Below are 21,186 nucleotides of genomic sequence, written 5' to 3'. Positions count from 1 at the left end.
CCTTTGTGTTTGGACAAGCAAAACCGGGTCTGTAGCTCAGTTGGTTAGAGCGCACCCCTGATAAGGGTGAGGTCGGTGGTTCAACTCCACCCAGACCCACCAAAATCGTCCAGCTCGGCGTTATCGAATGACTTGCATAGTAAACTATGCGGCGACATCCGATGCCCTGATCTGAACGATTTCCGAGTTTGACACCATCCTGTCGGGTCAGTCGGAGATAGCATCCGGGGCTATAGCTCAGCTGGGAGAGCGCCTGCCTTGCACGCAGGAGGTCAGCAGTTCGATCCTGCTTAGCTCCACCATTATACAGATGTGCAGATGTTGTGAGTTACTTGGTTATCCTGAATGTCCTGACTTCGGTCAGTGTACAGAAAAAAGTGTTTCTTTTACGGCGTTTTATGCGTTGTTAAAGCCGAAATCCTTCTTTCTGATCACTGGGTCAGATTTGCTCTTTAACAAATTGGATGAGATAGAACACGAATACGTTTCTCTACGGTCTTTGAGAGACGTGTTCAAGTGATAACGATTTTTTCAAGCGTTATCCGGTGTTGTCGTTGAAGTGGTTGTGTATGACTTCGAGTGACTATCTCTAATCAGTTCCACCTGGAACGTCTTGGCTTCGGCTAAGGTGTCTTTTCGTGGTTCTATTTAGAGTCAGTTGTCTTGGGGTTATATAGTCAAGCAACTAAGCGCATACGGTGGATGCCTAGGCAGTCAGAGGCGATGAAAGACGTGGAAGCCTGCGATAAGGTTCGGGGAGCTGGCAAACGAGCTGTGATCCGGACATTTCTGAATGGGGAAACCCACCCAGTTTAGGCTGGGTATCTTACACTGAATACATAGGTGTAAGAGGCGAACCGGGAGAACTGAAACATCTAAGTACCCCGAGGAAAAGAAATCAACCGAGATTCCCTAAGTAGCGGCGAGCGAACGGGGACTAGCCCTTAAGCTAGACAACGGGTAGGAGAAGGCTCTGGAAAGTGCCGCCATAGTGGGTGATAGCCCTGTATCCGAAACCTGAGTCTAGTGAAATCGAGTAGGACGGGGCACGAGAAACCTTGTCTGAACATGGGGGGACCATCCTCCAAGGCTAAATACTCCTGACTGACCGATAGTGAACCAGTACCGTGAGGGAAAGGCGAAAAGAACCCCTGTGAGGGGAGTGAAATAGATCCTGAAACCGTATGCGTACAAGCAGTCGGAGCAGACTTGTTCTGTGACGGCGTACCTTTTGTATAATGGGTCAGCGACTTATGTTCAGTGGCGAGGTTAACCGTTTAGGGGAGCCGTAGGGAAACCGAGTCTGAATAGGGCGAATTAGTCGCTGGGCATAGACCCGAAACCGGGCGATCTATCCATGAGCAGGTTGAAGGTTGAGTAACATCAACTGGAGGACCGAACCCACTGTCGTTGAAAAGCCAGGGGATGACTTGTGGATCGGAGTGAAAGGCTAATCAAGCCCGGAGATAGCTGGTTCTCCCCGAAAGCTATTTAGGTAGCGCCTCGGACGAATACCACAGGGGGTAGAGCACTGTTTCGGCTAGGGGGTCATCCCGACTTACCAACCCGATGCAAACTCCGAATACCTGTGAGTACTATCCGGGAGACACACGGCGGGTGCTAACGTCCGTCGTGAAGAGGGAAACAACCCAGACCGCCAGCTAAGGTCCCAAAATTCCAGTTAAGTGGGAAACGATGTGGGAAGGCTCAGACAGCTAGGAGGTTGGCTTAGAAGCAGCCATCCTTTAAAGAAAGCGTAATAGCTCACTAGTCGAGTCGGCCTGCGCGGAAGATGTAACGGGGCTCAAACTGGATACCGAAGCTGCGGCTGCATACTTTGTATGCGGGGTAGGGGAGCGTTCTGTAAGCCTGCGAAGGTGAGTTGAGAAGCTTGCTGGAGGTATCAGAAGTGCGAATGCTGACATGAGTAACGACAATGCGAGTGAAAAACTCGCACGCCGGAAGACCAAGGGTTCCTGCGCAACGCTAATCGGCGCAGGGTGAGTCGGCCCCTAAGGTGAGACCGAAAGGTGTAATCGATGGGAGACGGGTTAATATTCCCGTACCTTGGATCACTGCGATGGAGAGACGGAGAAGGCTAGGTAAGCCGGGCGACGGTCGTCCCGGTTTAAGCGTGTAGGGAGGGGACTTAGGCAAATCCGGGTCCTCAATTCTGAGACGCGATGACGACTGCCCATGTGGCGGGAAGTTATTGATGCCATGCTTCCAGGAAAATCTTCTAAGCTTCAGGTGATTTGAGACCGTACCCCAAACCGACACAGGTGGTCAGGTAGAGAATACCAAGGCGCTTGAGAGAACTCGGGTAAAGGAACTAGGCAAAATGGTGCCGTAACTTCGGGAGAAGGCACGCTGGTGGTATGTGACACCCCTCGCGGGTTGAGCAGAAGCCAGTCGAAGATACCAGGCCCCTGCGACTGTTTATTAAAAACACAGCACTGTGCAAACACGAAAGTGGACGTATACGGTGTGACGCCTGCCCGGTGCCGGAAGGTTAATTGATGGGGTTATCCTCACGGAGAAGCTCTTGATCGAAGCCCCGGTAAACGGCGGCCGTAACTATAACGGTCCTAAGGTAGCGAAATTCCTTGTCGGGTAAGTTCCGACCTGCACGAATGGCGTAACGATGGGGGCGCTGTCTCTACCCGAGACTCAGTGAAATTGAAATCGCCGTGAAGATGCGGTGTATCCGCGGCTAGACGGAAAGACCCCGTGAACCTTTACTATAGCTTCACAGTGAACTTTGAACATGTTTGTGTAGGATAGCTGGGAGGCATTGAAGCGTGAACGCCAGTTTGCGTGGAGCCAACCTTGAAATACCAGCCTGGCATGTTTGAGGTTCTAACTCTGTCCCCTTATCGGGGATGAGGACACTGTGTGGTGGGTAGTTTGACTGGGGCGGTCTCCTCCTAAAGCGTAACGGAGGAGCACAAAGGTGGGCTAAGTACGGTCGGACATCGTACGGTTAGTGTAATGGCACAAGCCCGCTTGACTGCGAGACAGACACGTCGAGCAGGTACGAAAGTAGGTCATAGTGATCCGGTGGTTCTGTATGGAAGGGCCATCGCTCAACGGATAAAAGGTACTCCGGGGATAACAGGCTGATACCGCCCAAGAGTTCACATCGACGGCGGTGTTTGGCACCTCGATGTCGGCTCATCACATCCTGGGGCTGAAGCCGGTCCCAAGGGTATGGCTGTTCGCCATTTAAAGTGGTACGCGAGCTGGGTTTAGAACGTCGTGAGACAGTTCGGTCCCTATCTGCCGTGGACGTTGGAGATTTGAGGAAAGCTGCTCCTAGTACGAGAGGACCGGAGTGGACGAACCTCTGGTGTTCGGGTTGTCACGCCAGTGGCATTGCCCGGTAGCTATGTTCGGATAGGATAACCGCTGAAAGCATCTAAGCGGGAAGCCCCTTCCAAGATGAGATCTCCCTGGGCCCTAGAGGCCCCTGAAGAGCCGTTCAAGACCAGGACGTTGATAGGTCGGGTGTGTAAGCGCTGCGAGGCGTTGAGCTAACCGATACTAATTGCTCGTGCGGCTTGACTATATAACACCCAAGACAATTGGGTTTGACACAACACGGATAACGACGAAAAAATCAATATCACGGCCCAAAAGCCGGTTCTATCTCATCCCCCAGTGATCAACCGTTTTGTCTGACGACCATAGCGGCCTGGTACCACCTGATCCCATCTCGAACTCAGAAGTGAAACAGGCCTGCGCCGATGGTAGTGTGGTTCGCCCATGTGAGAGTAGGTCATCGTCAGACTCTTAATACCCAATGCCCCGATAGCGAAAGCCGTCGGGGCATTTTTTTTGCCCGAAAAAAGAAGATCAGGGACGGATTTAAAATCCGTCCCCGCGGAAGACCGAGCAAATCCGCCCCTGATTAAAGGTAAGGGGCAGACTTCAAGTCTGTCCCTGGTCTGTCCTGGTGATATACTGCAATATGAAGTCCAATAAGCCTGATGGAGTTGCTGCATGCCTGCCAATGATCACCTCGTCATATTTGACACCACACTGCGCGATGGCGAGCAAAGCCCCGGCGCCACCATGAACAAGGCTGAAAAACTGCGAATTGCCAAAACGCTGGAAAAACTGCGTGTTGATGTCATTGAGGCCGGCTTCGCCATAGCCAGTCAGGGCGATTTTGAGGCGATCAAGGGAATCGCAGAAACCATCAAAGACTCCACCATATGCAGTCTGGCTCGCGCCATTGATGGAGACATTGACCGGGCTGCCGAGGCTGTGCGCCCGGCAAATCGCAGTCGCATTCACACCTTTATAGCAACATCGCCTATCCACATGAAGCACAAGCTGAATATGTCGCCTGACGAGGTGGTAGAGCAGGCGGTGCGCGCGGTTAAACGCGCGCGCAATCACGTTGCTGATGTGGAATTTTCCTGTGAAGACGCGGGTCGTTCCGAGTTGGACTTTCTATGCCGTATTATCGAAGCGGCAATCAACGCCGGTGCTACAACGATCAATATTCCGGACACCGTGGGTTACGCTATACCCCATCAGTTCGGCAATACCATGGCCCAGTTGTTGAATCGCATCCCCAACGCTGACAAGGCTATTTTCTCGGTTCATTGCCACAACGACCTGGGGCTTGCCGTTGCCAACTCCCTGGCGGCAGTGTCCCAGGGTGCACGTCAGGTTGAATGCACCATTAACGGTCTGGGCGAGCGTGCTGGTAACGCATCCCTGGAAGAGATTGTTATGGCGGTGCGTACCCGTCAGGACTACTTCAATATTGATACCCGCATAGACGCGACCCACATAGTGCCGGCTTCCCGCTTGGTGTCGACCATCACCGGTTTCCCGGTACAACCTAACAAAGCGATTGTAGGCGCCAACGCCTTTGCCCACGAGTCCGGTATTCATCAGGACGGCGTGCTCAAACATCGCGAAACCTATGAAATCATGAAGGCCGAAGACGTTGGCTGGCACACCAACAGCCTGGTGATGGGCAAGCACTCCGGCCGCAATGCGTTCCGCACGCGGTTGCTGGAACTGGGCATTCAGTTTGGCACCGAGACCGAGTTGAATGAGGCTTTTGCCCGCTTCAAGGCCCTTGCGGATCTTAAACACGAGATTTTCGACGAAGACTTGCAGGCCATTGCGAGCAACACTCGCCAGAAGGACCAGCAAGGGCGCTTTGGATTGGTGTGCATAAAGGTGTGCTCGGAAACCGGCGTCATTCCCAAGGCCGATCTGACGATCACCATGGATGACAAAGAGCACAGTGTGCAGGCGGAAGGCAGCGGCCCGGTCGACGCGACGTTCAAAGCCATCGAGTCATTGGTGGATTCCGGTTGCAAGCTTCAGCTTTACTCGGTGAACAACATTACCAGCGGCACCGATTCACAGGGTGAAGTTACGGTACGCCTTGAACGCGGCGGTCGTATCGTTAATGGCGTAGGTGCAGACACCGACATCATCATTGCTTCGGCTAAAGCTTACATCGCAGCGCTGAACTTGATCAGTGCGGGCGGCATACGGCACCATCCGCAAGAAGCTGATGTATAGAAGTTATAAAAAATACGTTTGAATAATTTGGCAGGATGTTAATGCGGATCCACGAAGCAGAACGGCAATTCTATTTGGCGATGGCCGGTGTGCAGCTTTGGTATGCTCGCGCGCCGCTGCCGGGTGCTGCGCCTAGCCCTGAGTTTGTGTTTCCGATAGAGCGCGCTTCAGCGAATGCAGTGTTGCCAATACCTGCTGGCAACCCGCCGACGCCTGTTCACGCGCCTTCTTCGGCCCATTTACCCAAAGCAAAACCGTTGCGCCGGGCAGATCCTGCGGCCGCCGCCCGCATTGCCGATCTGCAGTCGCTGATGAAAGCGGGAAAACCCGAGGCACCTCAGCCTGATCGCCGCCCCAGGCCGGTAGAAGATGTTCCTGCTAGTACCCGTTTGGCTCCTGATCCGACGCCAGCCCCGGTGACGGACGCGTCGCCGCCGGTGGAAATCGCGCCTTTGCCAGCGGCGCTCTCGCCAACAACCCGCAAATCCGATCAGGTTGTGGCAACAGCTGAGCCGCTCAAGGTCACCCTGGCGTTGTGGCAGGGCCGCCATGTCAGCCTGATAGCAGCACTTTCCAACGACGCCAGTGCGAAGTTGCAACAAGCGTTGGCGCACAATATTTTGCGAAGCCTCAGCGAAAAGGAGCTGGGTGAGAGCGTAACCGTGCACTGGCCGGTGTTTAACAACCTTCTGGTGCCCGGTAATCAGCCACAGGATCTGGTTGGCGTTCTGAAACCGATTTTATCCGGGTTGAGCGCCCACCAGCTGATTGTACTGGGTGTGAATGCTGACGGACGGGCAGGAGCTGATCACGCCGGGGCCGTCGCGCCGTTTTGGCTAACGGAAGCATTGCCGACGTTAAAGCAGCCGCCAGTGGCTTTTGGTTTCAGCCTTGCCGAACTTGCAGCGCAACCCCAGTACAAGAGGGACCTGTGGAGTGCCATCAGGGAATGGGTGAGCTGAGCGTGGACGACCGAACTAAGGCGTATCAGCAGGTGGCTCAGGGCGAGCTGGTCATAGACACCTTGAATCCGGAAGAGTTGCCGGCAATTCTTGAAATAGAGCGCAGCTGCCATTCCAATCCCTGGTCCGCAGGTATCTTTGAAGATTGCTTCAAGTCTACTTACCGATTGTGGGCGGCGCGCCGTAATGGTGAGCTGGCTGGTTACGCAGTGGTGACCTATCAGTATGATGAAGCTCATCTGATGAACCTCTGTGTAGCACCGGCGGCGCGCGGCCAGGGTGTGGCACGGCGGCTGTTACAGTATCTGGTTGCACGGTCTGGCCACGACGGTATGCAGCTGCTGCTGCTGGAGGTTCGCCATAGCAACAAAGCCGCCTATCGCTTGTATTGCTCTGAAGGTTTTGAGCAGGTTGGTGTGCGCCCGGATTATTACCCTGCGCCCAATGGCCGTGAAAACGCTCGGGTGATGACGCGCCCCTGTTTGCTGTAACCCCCCTGCACCGGGGTTCGCGTCTAAACGCCTTAAGCCCTATAATAATGCCCTTTTCAGGTTGTCTTAATACTATGTCGAATCCTTCCCAGCTTTCAACGGAAGTAGCTAACCGTCGCACTTTCGCGATCATTTCCCACCCGGACGCCGGTAAAACCACCATTACTGAAAAGGTGTTGCTGTTCGGTCAGGCTATTCAGAGGGCGGGTACCGTAAAAGGCAAAAAGTCCGGCCAGCACGCCAAGTCTGACTGGATGGACATGGAAAAGGAGCGGGGCATTTCCGTCACCACCTCGGTGATGCAGTTTCCTTATCACGGCAGTTTGATCAATCTGCTGGATACGCCAGGCCATGAAGACTTTTCTGAAGACACCTATCGCACCCTGACAGCCGTAGACTCTTGCCTGATGGTCATAGACAGCGCAAAAGGTGTCGAGGCGCGTACCATCAAATTGATGGAAGTGACGCGCCTGCGTGATACGCCCATCATCACGTTCATGAACAAACTGGATCGAGAGACCCGTGATCCGGTAGACCTGATGGACGAAGTCGAAAGAGTTCTGAACATTGCCTGTGCACCCATTACCTGGCCTATCGGCATGGGGAAAAGCTTTAAAGGGGTGTACCACCTGCTGCGGGATGAAGTGATTTTGTATCACACCGGGCAAGGCCATATGATTCAGGATGAGCGAATTATAAAAGGCCTGGACAATCCCGAGCTTGAGACCGCCCTGGGTGGCTATGCCGCCGAACTGCGTGACGAGGTAGAGTTGGTAAAGGGTGCGTCTCACCAATTCGATCAGCAGGCTTTTCTGGCTGGAGAGTTAACGCCGGTGTTTTTTGGCACCGCGCTGGGCAACTTCGGAGTTGATCACATGCTGGACGGGCTTGTGGAATGGGCGCCTGCGCCGCAGCCAAGGCAAACCGACCAGCGCCTGGTGCAGCCGGCGGATGAAGACTTCTCTGGTTTTGTATTTAAGATACAAGCCAATATGGACCCACAGCACCGCGACCGCGTTGCTTTTTTGCGAATTGTCTCCGGCCAGTATGCGCCAGGAATGAAAGCGCGCCATGTGCGGTTGGGCAAAGATGTGCGCTTCTCTGATGCGCTTACTTTTATGGCCGGCGACCGGGAGCGTGCAGAGGAAGCATTTGCGGGTGATATTATCGGTTTGCACAATCACGGTACTATCCAGCTGGGCGACACCTTTACCTCTGGCGCTGACATAAAATTTACCGGCATTCCCAACTTTGCGCCTGAATTGTTCCGCCGCATTCGCTTGAAAGATCCGCTTAAGGCCAAGCAGCTGCAAAAAGGGCTGATTCAGCTGTCAGAAGAGGGTGCTGTTCAGCTGTTCCGCCCGCTGCGCAACAACGATCTGATTGTCGGTGCCGTTGGGGTGTTGCAGTTTGACGTAGTGGTCAGTCGCCTGAAAACCGAATATAAGGTAGAGGCCATTTACGAGCCGATCAATGTATCCACGGCGCGCTGGGTAACCTGCAGTGACGAGCGCAAGCTGGACGAGTTTAAACGCAAGAATAATGACAATCTGGCCCTCGATGGCGCTAACCAGCTAGCGTATATTGCGCCTACCATGGTGAATCTGAGCCTGGCCCAAGAGCGTTATCCCGACATAGAGTTCCATAAAACCCGGGAGCATTGATTTTGCCCGTTGCTATTTGGCTCAGAGGCCGACGTGATGCTGGTTGATGCCCACTGCCATTTTGACTTCCCCCAGTTTGACGGGCGGCGTGAGCAATTGATGGGCGAATTGCGCGGACAGGGCATTGGCGGGCTGGTGATACCCGGCGTTCGCTGCGCCGATTGGCCGAAAGTGCAGCAAGTAGCGATAGCCCATGCTGGTGTTTTCTACTGTTTAGGCATTCACCCTTGGTATATTGACGAACATGGCCCTGAGGATCTGCAGCGGTTGCGGGACCACTTGGCCACCGCGAGCGAGCAATGTGTGGGCGTTGGTGAATGCGGGCTAGATCGGCTACGGGGTAGCCTGAGCGAGCAGATGCCATGGTTTGAAGCCCAGGTAAAAATGGCCGCCGAGTATCAGCGAACACTGGTGATTCATTCTATTAAAGCTCATGACGAAGTTGTCGAGGTATTAAAGGCGGCGAACTGGACTGGCAAGGCCTTGGTTCATGGCTTTTCCGGTAGCTATCAACAAGCGGTAAAATTGATAGATCTGGGCTGTATGTTAGGGGTTGGTGGTGTGATTACTCACGCGAAGAGCGGTAAAACACGCGATACGTTAGCGCGCGTCCCTGACTCTGCATTGGTTCTGGAGACAGACGCACCGGATATGGCGCCGGCCGGTGTTAGGCAAGGCCATAACTCACCGCAGTATCTGCCCGCTATACTGCGAGAACTGGCTCTACTGCGCGGCGTAGCCGAGCAGGAATTAGCAGCTGTGCTGCTCGAAAATAGCTGTCGACTCTATGGTTCTGCGCTACAAGCGGAGCTTAGTGGGTTGCAACTGGGTGATTACCGAAACTGATGATATCGGGGTTGGATTTTTTTGCGGCCTAAAGTATACTTCGCGACCTGGCTTTTCAAGGCGTTGATACTGTCTCAGCCCCGAACAGTTCAGCGCAACCAACAGGTAGAGAAATTTGCTGCTGCTATTTTGTAGCTTAAAGCAGGTTTTAACGATTATTTTATAGCGTTCAAGGCGGAATCAATGAAGACTCTGAGTGCGAAACCAGAAACTGTAAAACGTGACTGGTACGTTGTAGACGCAGCCGGCAAGACGCTGGGTCGTCTTTCAACCGAAATCGCCCTTCGTCTGCGGGGCAAGCATAAGCCTGAGTACACCCCCCATGTAGACACTGGCGATTATATTATTGTTATCAACGCCAGCCAGGTGCGGGTTACCGGCAAGAAGGCATCTGACAAGATGTACTACAGCCATACCGGCTTTCCGGGTGGAATTAAATCCATCAGCTTTGAGAAGTTGATCGAAAAGGCCCCTGAGCAAATCATCCAGAAGTCTGTCAAAGGCATGCTTCCGAAGGGTCCGCTTGGTCGCGCCATGTTCCTGAAGCTGAAAACCTATGCCGGCGCTGAGCACCCTCACGCAGCCCAGCAGCCCAAAGAACTCGACATTTAACGGAAGGCGGATATGTCTGTAGCACAAAATTACGGTACCGGTCGCCGCAAAACCTCAACGGCTCGTGTATTTATCAAGCCGGGAAGCGGTAGTATTTCCATCAACGGTCGCACCATCGAAGAATTCTTCGGTCGTGAAACCCTGCGTATGATCGTGCGTCAGCCTTTGGTTGTTGCAGAGTCTGTTGATCGTTTTGACATCAACGTCACGGTAAAAGGCGGTGGTATCAGTGGTCAAGCCGGCGCTATTCGCCACGGTCTTACCCGCGCTTTGATGGAATACGACGAAACATTGCGTCCAGCCATGCGCAAAGCGGGTTATGTAACCCGTGATGCACGTGAAGTTGAACGTAAGAAAGTGGGTCTGCGCAAGGCGCGTAAGCGTCCTCAGTTCTCCAAGCGCTAATTTTTTGCTGGAGCAGACACAAAAACCCGGCTTATTGTCGGGTTTTTTTTCGCCTGTGTAACTCGCAACGAAATTGACTTGGCGCATGGTAAGAAGCCGGTGAAGCGGCTTTCCGACTTGTAAGGAAGTAGTAATTTCATTACTATTTGTGCGCTTATAATCTTGGGTTGTGAAGTTCTTTTAGATGCGCATTACCGCAGCATTTGCGGCGTGTGTCATCGCCTGATGGGAGAAAACCATAATGAAAAATGGCGACGTAAGCCATGGTCGGCGCCGGTTTTTGGTCGGTGCTACGGCTGCGGTCGGCGGGGTTGGGCTTGTTGGTGCTGCAGTACCTTTCGTGGCGTCCTGGAATCCCAGTGCGAAGGCGGAAGCTGCGGGCGCACCGGTAACCGTCAATATTGAGAAAGTTGAGCCGGGTCAGCAGATCACTGTCGAGTGGCGGGGTACTCCAGTTTGGATTATCCGTCGTACAACTGAGATGTTGGATAATATTGAAAAGCTCAGCGACCAGGTGAAAGATCCCCAGTCGGAAGCAGATCAGCAGCCGACATACGCCAACGACGTTTTTCGTTCGATAAAGCCAGAGTACGCTGTTCTGGTGGGCCTGTGCACACATTTGGGTTGTGTGCCGTCGTATCGGCCCGAGGTAGCTCCGTCCGATCTGGGCGAAGAGTGGTTGGGCGGTTTATTTTGCCCCTGTCACGGTTCCCGCTACGACATGGCCGGCCGCGTTTATGATGCGCAGCCTGCGCCCCTGAACCTTGTGGTTCCGCCCCATCGGTACGATGACGACACGACCCTTACCCTTGGTCTTGATCCGGAGGTTGCGTAATGTCAAAACTCATACAGTGGGTAGACGAACGTCTCCCAATTGTTGAAGCCTGGAACAAACACCTGGCGAAATATTACGCGCCGAAGAACTTCAACTTTTGGTATTTCTTCGGTTTTTTGGCCATGGTTGTCTTGGTTAACCAGTTAGTTACCGGTATCTGGCTGACCATGAGTTACAATCCCTCCGGCGAAGGCGCTTTTGCCTCGGTGGAATACATCATGCGTGATGTGCAGTGGGGCTGGCTATTGCGTTACCTGCACTCTACCGGCGCTTCTGCGTTCTTTATTGTTGTTTACCTGCACATGTTCCGCGGTCTTTTGTATGGCTCGTACCAGAAGCCTCGTGAGCTGATCTGGCTGTTTGGCATGCTGATTTACCTGGTGCTGATGGCTGAAGCCTTCATGGGATACTTGTTGCCATGGGGCCAGATGTCCTACTGGGGTGCGCAGGTTATTGTTAATCTGTTTGGTGCTATTCCGGTGATTGGCGAAGATCTGTCGCTGTGGATTCGTGGCGATTACCTGATCTCTGGTATTACCTTGAACCGCTTCTTCGCTCTGCACGTTGTAGCCTTGCCCATCGTATTGCTTGGGCTGGTAGTGCTGCACATTTTGGCGCTGCATGAAGTGGGTTCGAACAATCCTGATGGCATCGACATCAAGAAGCACAAAGACGAAAACGGCATCCCGAAAGACGGCATCCCGTTCCATCCGTATTACACCGTTCATGATTTAATGGGTGTGGGCGTATTTTTCTTCATCTTCTTTATTGTGGTGTTCTTCTTCCCGGAGATGGGTGGCCTGTTCATTGAAGCACCGAACTTTGAGCCCGCCAACCCGCTGAAGACGCCTGCTCACATTGCCCCCGTATGGTACTTCACGCCGTTTTACGCCATGTTGCGCGCGGTGACCGTTGACTTTCTGGGGCTGTCTGCGAAGTTCTGGGGTGTGGTGGTCATGGGTGGTGCGATTGCCATATTGTTTGTGCTTCCCTGGCTGGATCGTAGCCCGGTTCGTTCCATGCGCTATAAGGGCTGGATGAGCCGTGTGGCGTTGGCGGTCTTTGCCGTCAGCTTTGTCGTGCTGGGTTATCTCGGCCTGGTACCGACTACTGTCGGCCGTACCATAGCCGCTCAGATTCTGACCGTGTTTTACTTCCTTTTCTTCATTCTGATGCCGTTCTATACGCGCATGGAGAAAACCAAGCCAGTTCCAGAGAGGGTGACAGGATAATGAAAAAGCTGATTCTTGGTCTTTTCATGGTCATCCTGCCGGCACTTGGGCTGGCAGCAGTTGGCGGCGTGCCACTGGACCACATCAAAACCGATCATACCGATAAAGCGTCATTGCAGCGCGGTGTGGCAATGTTCACGAACTATTGTATGGGCTGTCATTCCATGGAGTACGCCCGCTATAAGCGAGTGGCGGACGATCTGGAAATTCCGGTTGATCTGTACACGGAAAATCTGATTTTCACTGGTGCAAATATCGGTGAATTGATGAAAAACTCCATGAACAAGGACATGGCCGCCGACTGGTTTGGTGCGCCGCCTCCGGATCTGACGCTGGAAACCCGTCTGCGTGGTGAAAGCTGGGTGTATTCTTACCTGCGAGGCTTTTATAAAGACGACAGCCGCCCCCTAGGCGTTAACAACGTCGTGTTTGCAGCCGTGGGTATGCCCCATGTACTGGTTGAACTGCAGGGTTTGTGCGCGGTCAAGCCGAATATTGGCGTGGAAACCTCGGTTGAGCCACTTAGTGGCAACATCAATAACGCAGACATTTGCCCCAGCTATGCCATCGAAGGCAGTATGGAGGCGGCCGAGTTTGACCGTGCCATGTATGACCTGACCAACTTCATGTCTTACATGGCGGATCCGGTCAAGGTGGAGCGCGAACGTCTTGGTGTTTTTGTGCTGATCTTCGTCGCGATTTTCTTTGTGTTCGCCTACCTGCTCAACCGTGAGTACTGGAAGGATATACACTGAGAAGTAGGGTATAATCCCCAGCCCTGAGCTCCAGCGAGCCATAATTCGTTCGCTGGGCTTTTTTGTTTTTCAGGGCCAATTTTTTTGATCAATCATGAGGTAGTGCTATGGGCGTTGTGACCAAGCGGTCGTCGATGACGTTTTTTTCAGACCCCGCGAGCCAGTATAGCCACAGGGTTCGCATTGTATTGGCTGAGAAAGGCGTTACCGTTGATATCGTAGATGTGGATCCGGATAACCCTCCGGCCGAGCTTGCTGACCTCAACCCGTACAATGCGTTGCCGACATTGGTGGATCGTGACCTTGTGCTTTACGAGCCCAATATCATGATGGAGTATCTGGATGAGCGTTTTCCTCATCCGCCATTGCTGCCGGTTTACCCGGTTGCCCGTGCCAACAGCCGTCTGATGATTCATCGGATTCAGCGCGACTGGTGTGTCAAGGTCGACCAGATCGTAGCCCAGCCCAATGCCAAGGCTTCGGAAGTCGCTCGCAAGGAGTTGCGTGAAAGCCTGCTGGCTACTGCGCCGGTATTCGGCGAAATGCCGTTTTTCCTGTCGGAAGAATTTACCATCGTGGATTGCTGTATTGCGCCGATTCTGTGGCGTTTGCCAGCTCTGGGTATTGAGCTGGATGACAAGCAGGCTAAGCCGCTGGATAAGTACATGAAGAGTATTTTTAGCCGCGAAGGTTTCAAGGCCAGCCTGTCTGACCTTGAAGAAGACATTCGTAGCTAAGCAGTGATTCATACGCCAGTCGTCCCAGCAGGAGAGTCGCAGTGGCCGATGTAAAAACGACCATGAGTTCCAGTCGCCCTTATCTGGTGCGGGCGTTTAACGAGTGGGTTCTGGACAATGATTGCACGCCCTACATCGTGGTCGATGCCGGGATTCAGGGTGTGCAGGTGCCTAATGAGCACGTGGCAAATGGCCAGATTGTGCTCAATATCAGCCCTGGTGCGGTCAAGTCTCTGGTTATTGGTAATGGTGCGTTGGAATTCAACGCCCGTTTTGGTGGTGTGCCCATGCAGGTGTTCGTGCCATTGCAGGCGGTGATTGCTATTTACGCCAAAGAAAATGGCGAAGGCATGGTGTTTGGTTCCGAGCCTGGCATGCCAGATCCGGATGGCACAACCGATGCCAGTAACAGCAGCGCTACCAAGTCCAAGGAAGATCGCCCAAGCGGTCGCCCGACTCTGAAGGTTGTTAAATAGAGTTGTCTGTTTGCCAGCGCTGATTCGCTGGCAAGTAAAAACCGCTGCATCCAACCTGTCTGCGAACAGTAAGGATGCGGCGGTTTTTTTTGGCTGTTGTCAACCACTGAACAGCTTACTATCAACTCTGGCACACAGAACGTTGATGAGTAGCATCAGCAGCGGCATGGCATCGCTTGGGCTGAGATTGTTCAGTGCAATTTCATGGTCTTGCGGGTGCAGTAAGGACGCAATATCGGACTTGTCACGGGCGCTTAATACGGCAACGCTCATGTCGCGATCGTGTGCGGCCTGAATGGCCTGAATAAGATTCGCCTTGTGTCCGTCGTCTACAATCAGAAACAGAAGATCGCCGGGTTTGCCCACTGCGCGGATCTGACGTGAAAACGTGTCGTTAAAGCGGTTGTCCCGGCAGATTGCCGAGTAGGTAGTGGCGTCTGCGCCTAGATTAATGGCAGGCAAGGCGGGGCGGTCCTGCTCGAAGCGGTTTAGAAACGCGGTGCAAAAATATTGCGCCAATACGTTGGCGCTGCCGTTAGCGCAGGTTACGATTTTGCCGTCTTGTAACAAGACATTTACAAAAGCGTCAGCCATGGCTTCGATGTCTTCAGTGGCCATACTTGCCACCATGGCGGTATGTTCCATATGGCTGGCAAACCGCTGGTTGATCTCTTGTGCAGAATCGGTCATGTGTTGAAATCATCCTGCCTGTAGTGCGTTTTTGAGCCAGTGTACCCGGTATTTTTTCAGGCTACCCGGGCCAATGGCGATAACATCAATACGGCTGTCGGTGTTGCTCAGTTGGTGGCGGTGCAGGTAATAGCGTGCCGCTTGTATCAGCCGCTGCTGTTTACGCCAGGTAATAGATTCAGCCGCCCCAACCAAGCTGCCGGAGCGGCGGTAACGAACCTCAAAAAATACCAGTGTGGTGCCATCCCGGCCAACAATGTCGATTTCTCCGCCGCGATTATAAACATTTCGCGCCAGAATTCTCACGCCACGACTGATCAGATAGCGTGCAGCTACCCCTTCGTAGTAATCGCCGATTTTGCGTTTGCCATCCATGGCATTGGCCGTCCTGTTTCAGAAAATCAGAGTGCGTCCCCGGTGATCGCCGGCCTGGCCTGGGGCTGGTCGGCGTCGGCTTCTACTTTGGGCAAGCTGGTAGGCATTGCTGGCAAGAGTTCGACGTTGCCGGAACTAAAGCGGGCCCAGCGCTGATAACGGCGAACGCTGCCGGAGGGCGTCATTGCCAGTACACCGGTTTGGCCGTCAATAGTGGCGTCTGAAACCTGTTGAAGCAGCGGCAGGCGCTTGCTTAAGTGCCATGCATCTGCGCCCATGGCAAACAGGCGGCCGAGCTGCCCGCGTGTGGCGCCCGGAAGCTGGCTGCCGGCTTCATCCCGAAGCGGGTTTTTTTCATCCAGCACCCAAGGTATGTCGGTAAATATCACCCCGTTGAGGTCGCGGTCGCGACCGGGCGCAGGAATGCCGGCATAAACAATAGAGGGCGCGTAAACAGGTAGGTCGCCGGCAAAGTAAAACGCAAACAGGGGATTCAGTTGGCGTGCGGTATCAGGCTCGGCCACCATTACAATGGCTTGGGCATCCTGTCGACGCCGCGCTTCGAACTCAATATTGATGCCTATGGTACGTTCCACGTCAATGGCACGGTCGCGGGACGTGTTGATGCCCAGCAGGTCGGCGGTGACCGCGCGCAGGTTGTCCTCTCGCAAAAACCTCTGGATGCCAATAACGCGTCCGCCATGTTTGGCCAGCTGTTCGGTCAGGGCGGTTTCTACACGGTTGCCCCATTCGCCGCTGGGGATGATCACCAGTACGCGCTTGAGCCCCTCGGCGCCCAGTCGATCCGCAATTTGTCGGGCTTCATCTTCAGCGGACAAGCCGAACTGGTAGAGTCCTGCTGGTGCACTGACGCCTTGGGGCAAATAGTTAAGGGCGAGTGTTTGCAGTGGCAGACTGGGCAGTTTGCTCAGTTCGGCCAAAGCGTCTTTATCCAGGGGGCCTACCAGCAGGTCTACCGGTTGTTTCGCCAGTTCTTGATACAATTCCCCAAAAGGCTTCTGCTTGCTGTCGACAACCCGTATACGCGTGGCCTCGCGGTCAACGGACGCATCGCTAAAGTAGGCAGCCAGAAAACCGTCTCGTATGGCTTTACCGGCGGTGGTCAGTGGGCCGTTCAGGGGCAGTGCCAGAACAATCTGCTCAGGCCGGCTGGCCGCAAGGCCTGCAATCAGCTTCAGCTCAGACGGCAGTAGCTGGGCAGCAGGATGGCCTGGCCAGTTTGACTGCCAGCGCCGGATAACCCGGCCCTGCTCGTCAAACCCCGTGCCCGGTGTTCTTACCCGTGTTGCCAGTTCCAGCCAGCCTTGGGTCTCGTAGCCTATTTCGCTACTGTCGGCGCTACTAAGTTGCTTGTCGTTGACGGTTTTTAGCAATTGCCAGATGCGATCGTGTAGCAGCTGTGCGTTGGCGCTGCTGTCAGCCTGGGCCAGGGCGATCAGGGTCTTGGCGGCCGCCAGTGGATTACCCGCCAGTGCCAGCGTCTGCGCCTGTAGGCTACCGGCGCGATTTAGCAGCTCTGGCGTTACTCCCATAAAGCTGTTGATGCTAAGGTCTGCGGTAAGCTGCTGTGCCCAGGATTGGTCTTTCAGCGTCATCGCGCCGTTCATGGCCAACAATCGCTTCTGGTTGACCAGCTCGGGTAAGGGTTGCGCCAGTTGCCCGCTTTGCAGTAGCTTGCGCGCTCCCTGATGGTCACCCTGCTGTTGAAAGCGGCTGGCGATGCGCAGCAGATAGCGTTGTGCTGTGTCTTGATTGCGCTCCTGGCTGGCCAGTTCCAGAGCTTGCGCTGGTGTGTTAACGATCTGGGACCGCAGATCAACCCCTGCGCAGCCGGCGGTTAGCAGAATAGTAGCCAATAGGCCGGCAATGGCGGGGTGGGCAAGGCGCTTGTTAGTCATAGCTGGCTCAGCGTGCTCCGAGTGATTAAGCTTGGGAGAAAAACCCGCAAAGCTTAGCAGTTCCGGCATTAATTCACATGAAGTAAGTGTCATGCCGCGCTTATGTAAGCGCGCGGGTTCATACACACAGTCTCGCTTTCGCGGGCAAGGCGGTTAATACGATGATTACAAAGCACACAGACAAGGCTCAAGCCATTAGCGCCGGGGTGCTTTATATTGTCGCAACACCCATTGGCAACCTGGACGACTTATCGGCGCGTGCGATAAAAACCCTGGCAACGGTAGACCTGATTGCCGCTGAAGATACGCGCCACAGTGGGCGCCTGCTGCAGCACTTGGGCTTGCACAAACCAATGATGGCGTTACACGACCATAACGAGCGCGACCAACATAGCCGAATACTTGCCGAGCTGGGGAGCGGCCGTAGCGTGGCTTTGATTTCGGATGCCGGAACGCCATTGATTTCAGATCCCGGTTTTATTTTGGTGCGCGAGGCCCGAGCTCAAGGCTTTCAGGTTTGTCCCATACCCGGTGCTTGTGCTTTGGTGGCCGCGTTGAGCGCCAGTGGCCTGCCTACCGATCGTTTTCAGTTTATCGGCTTTTTGCCGGCCAAAGGTTCCGGCCGGCGTTCGGTGCTGGAATCGCTGCAGGCTGAAACATCAACGCTGGTGCTGTATGAGTCACCGCACCGCATTACCGACACAGTGGCTGATGTCATTACGGTAATGGGTGCAGACCGGGAGCTGGTGCTGGGGCGAGAGCTGACCAAGGCGTTTGAAACCTTTTACTGCGGCACAGCCGAGCAAGTACTGGCCGAATTGCAGCAGGACCCCCACGGCAGTCGCGGTGAGTTTGTAGTCATGATTCACGGGGCTGCTCCAGAGCCCGATAGCGAGCAGACAACGCTGGACACCGATCGCCTATTAACGGTTTTGTTAACCGAATTGCCAGTGAAGACCGCGGCGAAAATGGTGGCTGAGATTACCGGTCGAAAGAAGAACGAGCTTTACCAGCGCGCCTTGCACCTTAAGAGTGGTGGTTGAGCGCTGCGTTTTTGCTTGCATGGGCTGCGGCGCCGCGCTATTGTCGGCGCCGAGCTCGCCAGACAGTCGCCGCCGGTTTACTGGGGGAGGAAAGTCCGGGCTCCATAGGGCAAGGTGCCAGGTAACGCCTGGGCGGCGTGAGCCGACGGAAAGTGCAGCAGAGAGTAGACCGCCTAAGCCAGCGGATTCGTTCGGTGGCCGGTAAGGGTGAAAGGGTGCGGTAAGAGCGCACCGCGTGGCTGGCAACAGTTCACGGCATGGTAAACCCCACCTGGAGCAAGACCAAATAGGAGTCCGTTGGCGTGGCCCGCGCTGGATTCGGGTAGGTTGCTTGAGGCCTGTGGTGACGCAGGCCCTAGATGAATGACTGTCCACGACAGAACCCGGCTTACCGGCGAGCTCGATTTTTTCGCCCCTCTTTTAATTCCCCGTTTAATCGCCCTTGGGCGAGTAATAGCCAAAAGATCTTACACCTCAACGACAGTCTGCGATGTTCATTGAAGGTATTTGATTTTGTTTATTTTCTTAAGTTTAATCTAGCAGTTCCCCTTCAACTATGTCCGTAACTCCTTGTTTTAAAAGCAAATTTTTTATATTAGCTCCCATAGTCGATGCTTGCATTGTCGAGTGCGTGTTTCTATAGTATGCACAAGTGGGAAAAAGTGGTTTTTAGTGGTTTATAGTGGATTCAAACCCCAGAGACAGGGCTAATGAGTAACTTTTCTGGCAGTCATGCGATCAATATGGACGTTAAGGGTCGCTTGGCGATCCCTGCCAAAGTGCGCGAGGAGCTCATTCAGGTTTGTGGCGGCCGTTTTATATTAACGGTTGCAGACGCCGACCGTTGTCTGCGGTTATATCCGCAATCTGCGTGGGACGAATTGCGTCCCGCCATTGAAGCGCTTCCCAACATGAATAGAGCAGCATTACGCCTGCAGCGCCTGGTGCTGGGTAATGCCGCTCAGATGGAGCTGGATTCGGCAGGCCGGATTTTGATTCCACCCACGCTCAGACAATACGCCCGGCTGGAGAAAAAACTGATGTTAATAGGCCAGGGTAAAAAGCTGGAATTGTGGAGCGAGGAAAGCTGGAACCATTTGCTGGATACACCTCCTGACGCCGAAGAGATGACCGACGCCATGAAGAACTTGTCGCTGTGATGCTGACCTCGACTGAAGGGCCTGTGGGGTCATTCTCGCACCGCTCGGTGTTGCTGGACTCAGCGGTAGATTTGTTGCTGACCGATAGTGGCGGCCGCTACGTTGACGCTACGTTTGGTCGTGGCGGCCACAGCCGCATGATTCTTGAGCGTCTGGCTGAAAATGGCGCGCTGCTGGGTATCGATAAAGACCCGCAGGCCATCGATGAAGCTCGTACTCTGGCGGCGGAAGATTCACGTTTTAATGTGTTTCATGGCTCGTTTGCCGAGCTGGGTCAGGCGCTGGAACAGGCGCAGTGGCCTCGGGTTGAAGGCGTACTGATGGATTTAGGTGTGTCTTCGCCACAGCTGGACGATGCCTCTCGTGGTTTTAGTTTCATGCGCCAGGGCCCGCTGGACATGCGAATGAACCCTCAGCAAGCGCCCAGTGCCGCAGAGTGGCTGGCCAGCGCGGATGAAAAAGTGATTGCCGACGTTATTTTTAAATACGGTGAAGAACGATTCTCCCGCCGTATTGCCCGGCTGATCGTGGAACGCCGAGCGGAGGCGCCGATCAGCACCACTCTGGAATTAGCAGAGCTGGTGGCTAAGGCGGTACCAAAAAAGGAAAAACACAAACACCCGGCAACCCGAACTTTTCAGGCTATTCGCATTTTTATCAACCGTGAACTGGAAGATCTGGAGTTGGGCTTGAAGGCCGCTGCCGAAAAACTGGCCCCTGGTGGCCGTTTGGTAGTGATCAGTTTCCACTCGCTGGAAGACCGGTTGGTGAAGCGTTTCATGCGTGATTTGGCGCGCGGTCCGCAGATGCCAAAGGGTATTCCGGTCACCGCAGCTGAAGAGTCATCGGCGTACCGTCTTGTTGGTAAAGCCAGCAAGGCGGCGTCTGACGAGGTGAGCGATAACGTGAGAGCCCGCAGCGCGGTCATGCGGGTATTGGAACGTCGCGCAGACATTGCACAGGAGAAAATCTGATGGGCGCTGTGGCTATCGAAGAGCGGGTGCAAACCCGCCGTTTAAACACCAGGGTGATGAGAAATGGTGTAGCGTCTGCGCTGCGCATTTCCAGCCAGGTGTTTGTTGCAACACGGCAAAGCAACGTTCTGGTGTCGCTACTGCTTGTGGTCATATTGCTGGCTTCTGCCATTGGTGTGGTGGTGAGTGCCCACAAAAATCGTGCGCTTTTCAACGGGCTGTCACAGCTGCATGAAGAGCGTGACGACTTCCAGCGGGAATGGAGCCAGCTGCTGTTGGAACAGAGCGCGTTGAGCGCACTAGGGCGCGTTGAAAGCTTGGCGTCCACGCATTTCGATATGGTTGTTCCCGGGCGCCAGGACATTGTGTTGGTGCCGCTTACGGTTCCTGCAAAACGATATTACTGAATTTCACGCAGCTGCCAAAGCCAGTGATCAGGCCGCTTGATAATGAATAG

The 21,186-nt window shown here is 54.1% G+C and carries 19 protein-coding genes, 2 tRNA genes, 2 rRNA genes and 1 other RNA gene; 21 read left to right on the top strand and 3 right to left on the bottom strand.

Annotated features, from left to right (window positions below):
- The first annotated feature begins 25 nt into the window (after positions 1–25).
- The 16 genes from ATG98_RS03625 (at position 26) to ATG98_RS03550 (ending at position 14,568) form a co-directional block, all read left to right on the top strand.
- Positions 26–102, top strand: a tRNA-Ile gene (locus ATG98_RS03625).
- A gap of 124 nt (positions 103–226) precedes the next feature.
- A tRNA-Ala gene (locus ATG98_RS03620) sits at positions 227–302 on the top strand.
- A gap of 373 nt (positions 303–675) precedes the next feature.
- Positions 676–3,568 (top strand): 23S ribosomal RNA (locus tag ATG98_RS03615).
- A 108-nt stretch (positions 3,569–3,676) separates the two neighbouring features.
- A 5S ribosomal RNA gene (rrf, locus tag ATG98_RS03610) occupies positions 3,677–3,790 on the top strand.
- A gap of 212 nt (positions 3,791–4,002) precedes the next feature.
- Complete coding sequence (locus ATG98_RS03605; protein ID WP_098419538.1) at positions 4,003–5,553, top strand: 2-isopropylmalate synthase; 1,551 nt, start codon at positions 4,003–4,005, stop codon at positions 5,551–5,553.
- Between the two features lie 41 nt (positions 5,554–5,594).
- Positions 5,595–6,515, top strand: coding sequence for a 2-isopropylmalate synthase (locus tag ATG98_RS03600; RefSeq protein WP_098422161.1), 921 nt, complete (start codon positions 5,595–5,597; stop codon positions 6,513–6,515).
- Positions 6,503–7,006: a ribosomal protein S18-alanine N-acetyltransferase gene (gene rimI / locus ATG98_RS03595; protein WP_228706008.1), complete on the top strand. Its 504-nt coding sequence runs from the start codon at positions 6,503–6,505 to the stop codon at positions 7,004–7,006. Before ATG98_RS03600 ends, rimI begins: the two co-directional genes overlap by 13 nt.
- A 74-nt stretch (positions 7,007–7,080) precedes the next feature.
- Complete coding sequence (gene prfC, locus ATG98_RS03590; RefSeq protein WP_098422160.1) at positions 7,081–8,670, top strand: peptide chain release factor 3; 1,590 nt, start codon at positions 7,081–7,083, stop codon at positions 8,668–8,670.
- A gap of 36 nt (positions 8,671–8,706) precedes the next feature.
- Positions 8,707–9,516: a TatD family hydrolase gene (locus ATG98_RS03585; protein ID WP_098424361.1), complete on the top strand. Its 810-nt coding sequence runs from the start codon at positions 8,707–8,709 to the stop codon at positions 9,514–9,516.
- Positions 9,517–9,699: 183 nt separating this feature from the next.
- Complete coding sequence (gene rplM / locus ATG98_RS03580; RefSeq protein ID WP_018404896.1) at positions 9,700–10,128, top strand: 50S ribosomal protein L13; 429 nt, start codon at positions 9,700–9,702, stop codon at positions 10,126–10,128.
- Positions 10,129–10,140: 12 nt separating this feature from the next.
- Positions 10,141–10,533 (top strand): 30S ribosomal protein S9, encoded by a 393-nt coding sequence (rpsI, locus tag ATG98_RS03575; RefSeq protein ID WP_007348971.1) that lies wholly within the window; start codon positions 10,141–10,143, stop codon positions 10,531–10,533.
- 241 nt (positions 10,534–10,774) lie between these two features.
- The gene (gene petA / locus ATG98_RS03570) at positions 10,775–11,368 is read left to right on the top strand and encodes a ubiquinol-cytochrome c reductase iron-sulfur subunit (protein ID WP_098422159.1); all 594 of its coding nucleotides are present in this window, start codon (positions 10,775–10,777) and stop codon (positions 11,366–11,368) included.
- The gene (locus tag ATG98_RS03565) at positions 11,368–12,600 is read left to right on the top strand and encodes a cytochrome b (RefSeq protein WP_098422158.1); all 1,233 of its coding nucleotides are present in this window, start codon (positions 11,368–11,370) and stop codon (positions 12,598–12,600) included. The genes petA and ATG98_RS03565 overlap by 1 nt, the downstream gene beginning before the upstream one ends.
- Positions 12,600–13,355, top strand: coding sequence for a cytochrome c1 (locus ATG98_RS03560; RefSeq protein ID WP_098422157.1), 756 nt, complete (start codon positions 12,600–12,602; stop codon positions 13,353–13,355). The genes ATG98_RS03565 and ATG98_RS03560 overlap by 1 nt, the downstream gene beginning before the upstream one ends.
- A 107-nt stretch (positions 13,356–13,462) precedes the next feature.
- Positions 13,463–14,092 carry a glutathione S-transferase N-terminal domain-containing protein gene (locus ATG98_RS03555; protein WP_007348967.1) on the top strand — a complete coding sequence of 210 codons (630 nt, stop codon included), beginning with the start codon at positions 13,463–13,465 and terminating at the stop codon, positions 14,090–14,092.
- Between the two features lie 62 nt (positions 14,093–14,154).
- Positions 14,155–14,568: a ClpXP protease specificity-enhancing factor gene (locus ATG98_RS03550; RefSeq protein WP_228706241.1), complete on the top strand. Its 414-nt coding sequence runs from the start codon at positions 14,155–14,157 to the stop codon at positions 14,566–14,568.
- 99 nt (positions 14,569–14,667) lie between these two features.
- On the opposite strand, the gene ATG98_RS03545 is transcribed toward ATG98_RS03550, so the two are convergent.
- Genes ATG98_RS03545 through ATG98_RS03535 form a run of 3 tightly spaced genes read right to left on the bottom strand, consistent with a single transcriptional unit; the run spans position 14,668 to position 17,552 of the window.
- A complete protein-coding gene (locus ATG98_RS03545) occupies positions 14,668–15,258 on the bottom strand; it encodes a D-sedoheptulose-7-phosphate isomerase (protein WP_098422155.1) in 591 nt (196 codons plus the stop codon).
- A gap of 9 nt (positions 15,259–15,267) precedes the next feature.
- Complete coding sequence (locus tag ATG98_RS03540; protein ID WP_098422154.1) at positions 15,268–15,633, bottom strand: YraN family protein; 366 nt, start codon at positions 15,631–15,633, stop codon at positions 15,268–15,270.
- A gap of 26 nt (positions 15,634–15,659) precedes the next feature.
- Positions 15,660–17,552, bottom strand: a complete 1,893-nt coding sequence (locus tag ATG98_RS03535) for a penicillin-binding protein activator (protein ID WP_098424360.1) — start codon at positions 17,550–17,552, stop codon at positions 15,660–15,662.
- Between the two features lie 161 nt (positions 17,553–17,713).
- On the opposite strand from ATG98_RS03535, the gene rsmI reads away from it, so the two are divergent.
- The 5 genes from rsmI to ftsL all read left to right on the top strand — a co-directional run bounded on the left by rsmI (position 17,714) and on the right by ftsL (position 21,136).
- Positions 17,714–18,595: a 16S rRNA (cytidine(1402)-2'-O)-methyltransferase gene (rsmI, locus tag ATG98_RS03530; RefSeq protein WP_098419527.1), complete on the top strand. Its 882-nt coding sequence runs from the start codon at positions 17,714–17,716 to the stop codon at positions 18,593–18,595.
- 50 nt (positions 18,596–18,645) lie between these two features.
- Positions 18,646–19,002: RNase P RNA component class A (gene rnpB / locus ATG98_RS03525), an RNA gene on the top strand.
- 303 nt (positions 19,003–19,305) lie between these two features.
- Positions 19,306–19,755 (top strand): division/cell wall cluster transcriptional repressor MraZ, encoded by a 450-nt coding sequence (mraZ, locus tag ATG98_RS03520; RefSeq protein WP_098422153.1) that lies wholly within the window; start codon positions 19,306–19,308, stop codon positions 19,753–19,755.
- Positions 19,755–20,729 carry a 16S rRNA (cytosine(1402)-N(4))-methyltransferase RsmH gene (gene rsmH, locus ATG98_RS03515; protein ID WP_179888036.1) on the top strand — a complete coding sequence of 325 codons (975 nt, stop codon included), beginning with the start codon at positions 19,755–19,757 and terminating at the stop codon, positions 20,727–20,729. Before mraZ ends, rsmH begins: the two co-directional genes overlap by 1 nt.
- Positions 20,729–21,136 (top strand): cell division protein FtsL, encoded by a 408-nt coding sequence (gene ftsL / locus ATG98_RS03510; RefSeq protein ID WP_098422151.1) that lies wholly within the window; start codon positions 20,729–20,731, stop codon positions 21,134–21,136. Before rsmH ends, ftsL begins: the two co-directional genes overlap by 1 nt.
- The last annotated feature ends 50 nt before the right edge of the window (positions 21,137–21,186 follow it).

This window comes from Marinobacter sp. LV10R520-4, assembly GCF_002563815.1.
GTDB lineage: Bacteria > Pseudomonadota > Gammaproteobacteria > Pseudomonadales > Oleiphilaceae > Marinobacter.
This window is presented reverse-complemented; position numbering and strand designations above follow the sequence as displayed.

What these genes read in the sequence shown, in the direction of transcription:
- ATG98_RS03605 (WP_098419538.1), top strand. Translation starts at nt 4,003, where the DNA reads ATGCCTGCCAATGATCACCTCGTCATATTTGACACCACACTGCGCGAT.
- ATG98_RS03600 (WP_098422161.1), top strand. Translation starts at nt 5,595, where the DNA reads ATGCGGATCCACGAAGCAGAACGGCAATTCTATTTGGCGATGGCCGGT.
- rimI (WP_228706008.1), top strand. Translation starts at nt 6,503, where the DNA reads ATGGGTGAGCTGAGCGTGGACGACCGAACTAAGGCGTATCAGCAGGTG.
- prfC (WP_098422160.1), top strand. Translation starts at nt 7,081, where the DNA reads ATGTCGAATCCTTCCCAGCTTTCAACGGAAGTAGCTAACCGTCGCACT.
- ATG98_RS03585 (WP_098424361.1), top strand. Translation starts at nt 8,707, where the DNA reads ATGCTGGTTGATGCCCACTGCCATTTTGACTTCCCCCAGTTTGACGGG.
- rplM (WP_018404896.1), top strand. Translation starts at nt 9,700, where the DNA reads ATGAAGACTCTGAGTGCGAAACCAGAAACTGTAAAACGTGACTGGTAC.
- rpsI (WP_007348971.1), top strand. Translation starts at nt 10,141, where the DNA reads ATGTCTGTAGCACAAAATTACGGTACCGGTCGCCGCAAAACCTCAACG.
- petA (WP_098422159.1), top strand. Translation starts at nt 10,775, where the DNA reads ATGAAAAATGGCGACGTAAGCCATGGTCGGCGCCGGTTTTTGGTCGGT.
- ATG98_RS03565 (WP_098422158.1), top strand. Translation starts at nt 11,368, where the DNA reads ATGTCAAAACTCATACAGTGGGTAGACGAACGTCTCCCAATTGTTGAA.
- ATG98_RS03560 (WP_098422157.1), top strand. Translation starts at nt 12,600, where the DNA reads ATGAAAAAGCTGATTCTTGGTCTTTTCATGGTCATCCTGCCGGCACTT.
- ATG98_RS03555 (WP_007348967.1), top strand. Translation starts at nt 13,463, where the DNA reads ATGGGCGTTGTGACCAAGCGGTCGTCGATGACGTTTTTTTCAGACCCC.
- ATG98_RS03550 (WP_228706241.1), top strand. Translation starts at nt 14,155, where the DNA reads ATGAGTTCCAGTCGCCCTTATCTGGTGCGGGCGTTTAACGAGTGGGTT.
- ATG98_RS03545 (WP_098422155.1), bottom strand. Translation starts at nt 15,258, where the DNA reads ATGACCGATTCTGCACAAGAGATCAACCAGCGGTTTGCCAGCCATATG.
- ATG98_RS03540 (WP_098422154.1), bottom strand. Translation starts at nt 15,633, where the DNA reads ATGGATGGCAAACGCAAAATCGGCGATTACTACGAAGGGGTAGCTGCA.
- ATG98_RS03535 (WP_098424360.1), bottom strand. Translation starts at nt 17,552, where the DNA reads ATGACTAACAAGCGCCTTGCCCACCCCGCCATTGCCGGCCTATTGGCT.
- rsmI (WP_098419527.1), top strand. Translation starts at nt 17,714, where the DNA reads ATGATTACAAAGCACACAGACAAGGCTCAAGCCATTAGCGCCGGGGTG.
- mraZ (WP_098422153.1), top strand. Translation starts at nt 19,306, where the DNA reads ATGAGTAACTTTTCTGGCAGTCATGCGATCAATATGGACGTTAAGGGT.
- rsmH (WP_179888036.1), top strand. Translation starts at nt 19,755, where the DNA reads ATGCTGACCTCGACTGAAGGGCCTGTGGGGTCATTCTCGCACCGCTCG.
- ftsL (WP_098422151.1), top strand. Translation starts at nt 20,729, where the DNA reads ATGGGCGCTGTGGCTATCGAAGAGCGGGTGCAAACCCGCCGTTTAAAC.